The sequence below is a fragment of the Nocardia panacis genome, from assembly GCF_003598715.1.
Taxonomy (GTDB): Bacteria; Actinomycetota; Actinomycetes; order Mycobacteriales; family Mycobacteriaceae; genus Nocardia; species Nocardia panacis.
In genome coordinates this window covers 1-7,129 of sequence record NZ_QZFU01000022.1, presented here as the reverse complement: position 1 = coordinate 7,129, position 7,129 = coordinate 1, and the positions used below count along the sequence as shown (strand labels likewise).

General features: G+C 67.6%; 7 protein-coding genes and 1 rRNA gene. 2 read left to right on the top strand and 6 right to left on the bottom strand.

The features are described from left to right. Positions 1 to 124: 124 nt before the first annotated feature. On the bottom strand, positions 125 to 1,303 hold the full coding sequence (locus tag D5S18_RS18850) for an acetyl-CoA C-acetyltransferase (protein ID WP_120042384.1): 1,179 nt from the start codon (positions 1,301 to 1,303) through the stop codon (positions 125 to 127). Between the two features lie 117 nt (positions 1,304 to 1,420). Here D5S18_RS18850 and mce point away from each other — a divergent pair, with 117 nt between their 5' ends. Then, positions 1,421 to 1,918: a methylmalonyl-CoA epimerase gene (mce, locus tag D5S18_RS18845; protein ID WP_120042383.1), complete on the top strand. Its 498-nt coding sequence runs from the start codon at positions 1,421 to 1,423 to the stop codon at positions 1,916 to 1,918. Between the two features lie 86 nt (positions 1,919 to 2,004). After that, on the top strand, positions 2,005 to 3,000 hold the full coding sequence (locus D5S18_RS18840; RefSeq protein WP_120042382.1) for a coiled-coil domain-containing protein: 996 nt from the start codon (positions 2,005 to 2,007) through the stop codon (positions 2,998 to 3,000). A 79-nt stretch (positions 3,001 to 3,079) separates the two neighbouring features. On the opposite strand, the gene D5S18_RS18835 is transcribed toward D5S18_RS18840, so the two are convergent. From D5S18_RS18835 to rrf, 5 genes are all read right to left on the bottom strand, one after another. Then, positions 3,080 to 3,370, bottom strand: coding sequence for an Rv1322 family protein (locus tag D5S18_RS18835; RefSeq protein WP_203236805.1), 291 nt, complete (start codon positions 3,368 to 3,370; stop codon positions 3,080 to 3,082). 178 nt (positions 3,371 to 3,548) lie between these two features. Continuing rightward, positions 3,549 to 5,243 carry an endo-1,4-beta-xylanase gene (locus D5S18_RS18830; protein ID WP_120042381.1) on the bottom strand — a complete coding sequence of 565 codons (1,695 nt, stop codon included), beginning with the start codon at positions 5,241 to 5,243 and terminating at the stop codon, positions 3,549 to 3,551. Beyond that, complete coding sequence (gene nucS / locus D5S18_RS18825) at positions 5,243 to 5,929, bottom strand: endonuclease NucS (RefSeq protein ID WP_120042380.1); 687 nt, start codon at positions 5,927 to 5,929, stop codon at positions 5,243 to 5,245. Before nucS ends, D5S18_RS18830 begins: the two co-directional genes overlap by 1 nt. 141 nt (positions 5,930 to 6,070) lie before the next feature. Next, positions 6,071 to 6,862, bottom strand: coding sequence for a rhomboid-like protein (locus tag D5S18_RS18820; protein ID WP_239003868.1), 792 nt, complete (start codon positions 6,860 to 6,862; stop codon positions 6,071 to 6,073). A 152-nt stretch (positions 6,863 to 7,014) separates the two neighbouring features. Next, positions 7,015 to 7,129, bottom strand: a 5S ribosomal RNA gene (gene rrf, locus D5S18_RS18815); the annotation flags it as partial.

The following is a 7,129-nucleotide window of genomic DNA, read 5'->3' as shown; positions in this document are numbered from 1 at the left end:
ACGCGCCATCTCCAAACACCGCGCCAAAGGCGACATCGACCGCAACAGCTACAAAACGCAGATCAGCATCCACATCCTGCCGGGTTGACAACCCGGCAGGATCGCTAACTGAGCGGCATTGGGCCTAAACCTTGATGATCAGCGCGTCACCCTGACCGCCGCCGCCGCACAGCGCCGCCGCGCCGATCCCGCCGCCGCGCCGCTGCAACTCCAGCGCCAGGTGCAGCACGATCCGCGCGCCCGACATGCCGAGCGGATGCCCGATGGCGATCGCGCCGCCATTGACATTGACCTTCTCCGGATCGATGCCGAGCTTGCGGGTGGAGGCCACACCCACGGCCGCGAACGCCTCGTTGATCTCCACCAGATCCAGCTCGGCGGGCGAGATGCCCTGCTTGGCACAGGCTTTCAGGATGGCGTTGGCGGGCTGGTCCTGCAGCGTGGAATCCGGACCGGCCACCACACCGGCCGCGCCGATCTCGGCGATCCAACTCAGCCCCAACTCCTCGGCCTTGGCCTTGCTCATCACGACCACCGCGGCCGCGCCGTCGGAGATCTGCGAGGCGCTGCCCGCCGTGATGGTGCCGTCCTTGCGGAAGGACGGGCGCAACTTGGCCAGCGTCTCCACCGTGGTGTCGGCGCGCACGCCCTCGTCGGCGCCGACCAGCACCGGCTCACCCTTGCGCTGCGGCACCGCGACCGGGACCACCTCGGCGTCGAACAGGCCGTTCTTCCACGCGGCCGCCGCCCGCTGATGCGAGGCCGCCGCGAAGGCGTCCTGCTCGGCCCTGGTGACCGGCTCGGTGTCGTTGCGCTGCTCGGTGAGCGCACCCATCGGCTGATCGGTGAAGATGTCGTACAGGCCGTCGAAGGCCATGCTGTCGCGCAGCGTCGCATCGCCGTATTTGTAACCCTCCCTGCTCTTTTCGAGCAGGTGCGGGGCGCGGCTCATGGACTCCTGGCCGCCCGCGACGACGATCTCGTACTCGCCCGCGCGAATCAACTGGTCGGCCAGCGCGATCGCGTTGATACCCGACAGGCAGACCTTGTTCACCGTCAGCGCGGGCACATCCATCGGAATGCCCGCCGCCACGGCGGCCTGACGCGCGGGCATCTGCCCCGCGCCCGCGGTGAGCACCTGGCCCATGATCACGTAGTCGACCTGCTCGGGGGCGACGCCTGCGCGCTCGAGGGCCGCCTTGATCGCGAACCCGCCCAGATCCGACCCGCTGAAATCCTTGAGTCCGCCGAGCAGCCTGCCGACAGGGGTGCGCGCACCGGAGACGATCACGGAAGTGGTCACGATGGGCCCTCGTACTTTCTTTCGCAAATATTTCGCAGACGCCGTACTCCACGGTAACCCGTGCCGTTACCCCCATGACATCCAGGTGCGCGCTACTTTCGAGTAGTGAGCAACGCTATGGACGCCCCCGAAACCGCCGCGACCGCCGCCGGGACGAACGGCGCCGCCTTCATCCCCGGCGACTACGTCGTCGCCGTCGACCACGTCGGCATCGCCGTCGCGGACCTCGACACCGCGATCGCCTGGTACGCCGAGAATCTGGGCATGGTCGAAACCCACCGCGAGATCAACGAGGGCCAGGGCGTGCACGAGGCCATGCTCTCGCTGCCCGGTGCGCCCGACGACGCCACCGCCCTGCAGTTGCTGGCCCCCCTCAACGCCGAATCCACCATCGCCAAGTTCCTCGACCGCAATGGACCCGGCCTGCAGCAACTGGCCTACCGGGTCACCGATCTGGATGCCGTCTGCGCGCATCTGCGCGGACGCGGTCTGCGTTTGCTGTACGACGAACCACGCTCCGGCACAGCGGGTTCCCGCATCAATTTCCTGCATCCGAAGGATGCCGGCGGTGTGCTGGTCGAGTTGGTCGAGCCGGACGCGAATGTTACGCACTAGTATCAAGATCGGAGCGGCCGAACTAGTCGGAATCACATTCGCGGTCGAGTCACCATGAGGTCCCGCTAGGCTGTAGTTTGTGTGCCATGTCGTCACCTGAGTCCGATCGCAATCGCTTCGTTGCACTGCCCTTCACCGTTGTGCGCAAGGGTTATGCGCAAGACGAGGTGCGTAATTACTTCGACCGCTTCGACGCGGAGCTGCGGGTCACCGCCACCGACCGCGATGCCGCTGCGGCACAAGCACGTAACCTCGCCAGCCAGCTCGAAGACGCACGCGATGAGATCGACGAACTCCGCAAGGAGGTCGACCGCCTCTCCGTACCGCCGACCACCGCGGAGGGCATGTCCGACCGCATTTCCCGCATGCTGCGCCTGGCCTCCGACGAGGCCAGCGAGGTCCGCGCACTGGCCCAGGCCGAGGCCGCCGAGATGGTGTCCATCGCCGAACAGCAGGCCACCGAGATGCGCGGCAAGTACGAGTCGCTGCTCGCGGAGACCAAGGAGAAGCGCGAGGCGCTCGAGATCGAATTCGAGCAGACCCTCGCGAACGCGCGCACCGAATCCGCGAAGATCATCGAGGCCGCCCAGGCCGAGGCCGACCGCCTCGGCAAGGAGGCCGACGCCAAGCGCAAGGCAGCCCAGCAGGACTTCGAGGTCACCATGGCCGAGCGGCGCACCAAGCTCACCCGCGCCATGGAGGAGTTGGAGGCCACCAGCCGCGCCGAGGCGGCCCAGCGCATCAAGGACGCCACCGACGAGGCCAACCGCCTCATCACCTCCGCCACCCAGACCTCCGAGCGCAAGATCGCCCACGCCAAGGAACTGGCCGAGGAGATGCGCGTCCTGCGCGGCCGCGTGCTGGCCCAGCTGCTCGGCATTCGCGGTCAGCTCGATTCGGTGCCCGCCATGCTGGCCGCCGTCAACCGGGAAAGCGAACTGCTGGACGGGGTTCCGGATCAGCGCAAGTCCATCGGCGGCGCGCAGAAGTCCGTCACCGGTGGCCGTCCCAAGGCGATCCAGGACGTCAACGCCGAGGACGAGATCGACTCCGAAGAGCGCGAGAACGCCGACATCCACTGACGTCGGACCGCACGGCGACGACGCACCACCCGCAAGCCCGAGAGCCGCCCCGGTCGGGGCGGCTTTCCTTATTTCCGAATCAGGACCAGCGGCGGGTGACGGTGCGGGTGCGGCGACCATCCCAGCAGCCGCGATGCCAATGTCTGCGGTCCTCCTCGCCGCCGTGCGCCGACCACGCGACAACATGCGCCACACCGGGGGGTATCTCGTGATCGCAGCCGGGACAGCGGTAGGTCTTCACGGCGCGGGTGCCCGGCACCGTGCGCACCACGAAATCCTCTTCGCCGTCGGGACCGGCCTCGGTACGGCCGAAGACGTCGCCGAGCGGCGCGCTGCCGGACCGGCCGCCTCGCGGCTTTCGTCTAGGCACTGGCTCGGAGTCCCGTTCGGATGCCTCCGCGGCTCAGCTCGCCGCCTGGCAAAGCGGAGGAGTTCCCGATATCGGTGTTGTCTCGGGGGCGACGACAACGCGGCCAGGCGGCGAGCTGGGCCGCGGAGGCGCCGGATGGGACTCCGAGCCAGTGCCTATGCATGGAGACAAGAATAAGTCAGCGGGTCAATTCGTCGAGCAGTGCCGTGTAGGCGGCCTTCGGGCGCATTCTGGCGTCGAGGGGCAGTGCGTCGCCCGAGGCTGGCGGATATTTGCGCGGTGTGGCCGCAGGTCCGTATTTGTCGGTGAAACCCCAGGTCTCGAAGGCGACGCAGGTCGGCTCCTCCCGACACACCGCCAGCCGCTGCGCGAATTGCTTTGCCTGCACGTCGTGTTCGTCGAATTCCACCAGCACATCCATCTGCGATACCCGCGAGCGGACTCCGAGCGCCGCCAGCGCCCGCACGTGTTTGCGGAAGGTATCGGCCGAAACCCGCTGCCCCTCGGTGGATTCGTGGCTCTGGAAACCGACGCCGTCGATCGGCGCCCCGCGCTCCTTGAGCCGAGTCACCAAGGCCAGCAACGCATCCCAGCGCGGCCCGTCCGCCTCCACCCCGTACTCGTCGAGATAGAGGGCGGCCTGCGGATCGGCCGCCCGCGCCCGCCGGAACGCCTCGTCGATGTACTGCTCCCCCAGCGCCTGCGACCACACACTGCGCCGAATCCCAGTGCCGCCACTGCCGAAATCGGCCGAATCGGCGGATATCGGCTCGCTCACCACATCCCACTCGGCGACCCGACCGCGAAAATGCCCCACCACCGCGTCGATGTGCTCCAGCAGTATCGGCCGCACCGCCGCCGCACCGGACGCCTCCCGCATCCACTGCGGCAACCCGTCGTGCCACACCAGCGGCCGCCCACGCACTTTCATCGCATTGACGCGGGCGAAATCCACCAGGGTGTCGGCCTCGGCGAAGGCGAACACACCCCGGCGCGGCTGCACCACCTGCGCCTGCAACTCGTTCTGCGGGGTCAGCGCGCCGTATTGCGCCGCCGCGAAGGCCCGGTAGTCGACATCGGCCAGCAGCGGACCGCTCATCAGCGCCGACCCCATCTCGATCGGCCTCGGCAGCGCCGCGGCCGCGGCCCGCAATGACCGACCCGACGACTCCTCTTGCAGGGCGGGCGAATTCAGCACGGTCAGCCGTCGACCCGGCTCCGCCTGCGCGGTCAAACCCGCCAGCGTCCAGCCACCATCGGGCTCGGCGTCCGCACCGAACCACACCGTCGCGCCATCGAAGATATCGCCGTCCGGCACGCTGCCGACCTCCTTGCCATCGATCGACAGCACCGCGATATTGCCATTGGTGCGCATCCGAATCACGGCCGTCCCCGCCAGATCCGACCCGAAGGCGCGCGCCTGCACGGGCTTGTCCGCACGACCGTCCCACACCGCGACCTGCAACTTACCGCCCGCGATACCGAAACGCAGCGACGGCGGCTCATACCGCCACCCGTCGTAGACCACCGGAACACCGGAATACACCTGCAAATACGCGCCGCGCGATCCGATATCGCGCATGGTGGCGGTCAATTCGAAATCGCCGTCCACCTTGAGCCGCGGCCCGCGCAGATTCACCGGAGGATTCGCCTGATCACCGGATCCGTCCCCCCGCACGATCTTTCGGTCCAGCGGGGTGATGCGCACCCCATCCGCCCGCACCTCAGCGCCCGCGAAATGCGCCCAGTCCCTGCCCCGCAACAGATCCACCGGCTCCGAAGTCCCCGCCTGGTTCTCCGGATTCGCGCACGCCGACGCCAGCAGCGCCAACGCGGCACCGACGACCGCCGTGCGCAGCCACCCGTCGCCCATCAGAACAGGCGGAATTCGTTGCTCTCCGTGCCGCGCAGGGCGTCGTAATCGAGAGTCAGGCACCGGATGCCGCGATCCTCGGCCAGCGTGCGGGCCTGCGGTTTGATCTGCTGCGCGGCGAATACACCCGCCACGGGCGACAGCAGTGGATCGCGATTGAGCAGTTCCAGATAGCGGGTCAACTGTTCGACGCCGTCGATCTCCCCGCGCCGCTTGATCTCCACCGCCACGGTCGCGCCGCCGGCGTCGCGACAGAGCAGATCGACCGGACCGATGGCCGTCATGTATTCGCGGCGGATCAGCGTATAGCCATGACCGAGCGTCTGCACATGCTCCGCGAGCAGCTCCTGCAGATGCGCCTCGACGCCGTCTTTCACCAGACCGGGATCGATACCCAGATCGTGGGAGGAGTCGTGCTCGATCTCCTCGACGGTGATGCGCAGTTCCTCGCCCGCTTTGTTCGTCACCACCCAGAACGCTTCCGCGCCTTCGGGACGTTCGTCGCCGTCGCGCTCACTGAGTCGGCACGGCGGACTCATCCAGTTCAGCGGCTTGTACGAACCGCCGTCCGAATGCACGAGGACCGATCCGTCCGCCTTCATCATCAATAGTCTGCGTGCCATCGGCAGATGGGCGGTCAACCGCCCGACATAGTCAACCTGGCAACGAGCAATCACTAGGCGCACCCAAGCACTCTAGGCGATGCGGCGGACCCGACACCTTCGGCCTCACATGCCACCCCGGCGAACTCGCCCCTGGCCATGCCGACGACGCGGCGCCGCCGCCCGCACCTGCGGCTCGGCACTGGCCGCCGCCCGCAGGACCACTCAGCCGAGCAGCAGACCACCGGCCAGGACGGCCGCGCCCACCAACAACGCCCACTCGGACTTCGTCAACCCGCGCTCGGACACTTGACGAGTGCGCAGCAGAGCAAACCCCGCCGCCACTCCGATCCCGAGCGACACCAGATGACCCACATTGGTGAAAGTCTGCCCGACCACCATGCCTTCGACACCGACGATCGACCACACCGCCACCCACAGCGACCGCCACGCCCGCGGCACGACCGCGACCAACGCACCGAACAGGGCCATCGCCCCGTAGCTGATGCCGACATCCTCGGCCCGGCCGACACTGCGCGGCAGCCACTGCACCCCGACCGCCACCCACAGCCCGATCGCGACCAGCAGCGTCGCCCCGATATGTCCGGCCAGGAAGATACGCACCAATTGCCCGGAACCGAAACGCAATTCGGCCAGCGCGAGCAGACAACCGAGCAGCGGCAACACCGAGAGCGCGACCCAGAAATCACCGATGACGAAGGCACTGGAGAACAGGGTGCTCACATGTCCGCGCATCAGATTGTGCAGATTGGTGCTGGTGCGCAGGATGACGCCGGTCTGCGCGGTATCGCTCAGGGCGGAGAGCACACCGGCGACCAGGACCAGCACGCCCAGATAGGCCAGGGTGACCGGAACCCGGACCCGACGACGGGCACGCGCGATCCCATTCCCGGTCGCTGCCTGGTCGACCGGCGCATGATCGACCGGTGTCGTCGCGACGATCATGAGCACCTCCGTTCGAGTCGGTGGCGACGGATGCACACCGTCGACACCCATGATCGATTCCAGCGCTCGGAGGAGTCTGCATCTTCCCTGTGAACCCGCTGGGAACTGTTGGATCGCTCACTTCGGCAGCCCGCAGCTCGAGATTGTCCCGGAAACGACGTCAGGCCCCCGACACGAATGTCGAGGGCCTGACGTGAAATATGTTCCGGCGGTGTCCTACTCTCCCACACCCTGTCGAGTGCAGTACCATCGGCGCTGGCAGGCTTAGCTTCCGGGTTCGGAATGGGACCGGGCGTTTCCCCACCGCTATCGCCGCCG

What these genes read in the sequence shown, in the direction of transcription:
- mce (WP_120042383.1), top strand. Translation starts at nt 1,421, where the DNA reads ATGGACGCCCCCGAAACCGCCGCGACCGCCGCCGGGACGAACGGCGCC.
- D5S18_RS18840 (WP_120042382.1), top strand. Translation starts at nt 2,005, where the DNA reads ATGTCGTCACCTGAGTCCGATCGCAATCGCTTCGTTGCACTGCCCTTC.
- D5S18_RS18830 (WP_120042381.1), bottom strand. Translation starts at nt 5,243, where the DNA reads ATGGGCGACGGGTGGCTGCGCACGGCGGTCGTCGGTGCCGCGTTGGCG.
- D5S18_RS18820 (WP_239003868.1), bottom strand. Translation starts at nt 6,862, where the DNA reads ATGGGTGTCGACGGTGTGCATCCGTCGCCACCGACTCGAACGGAGGTG.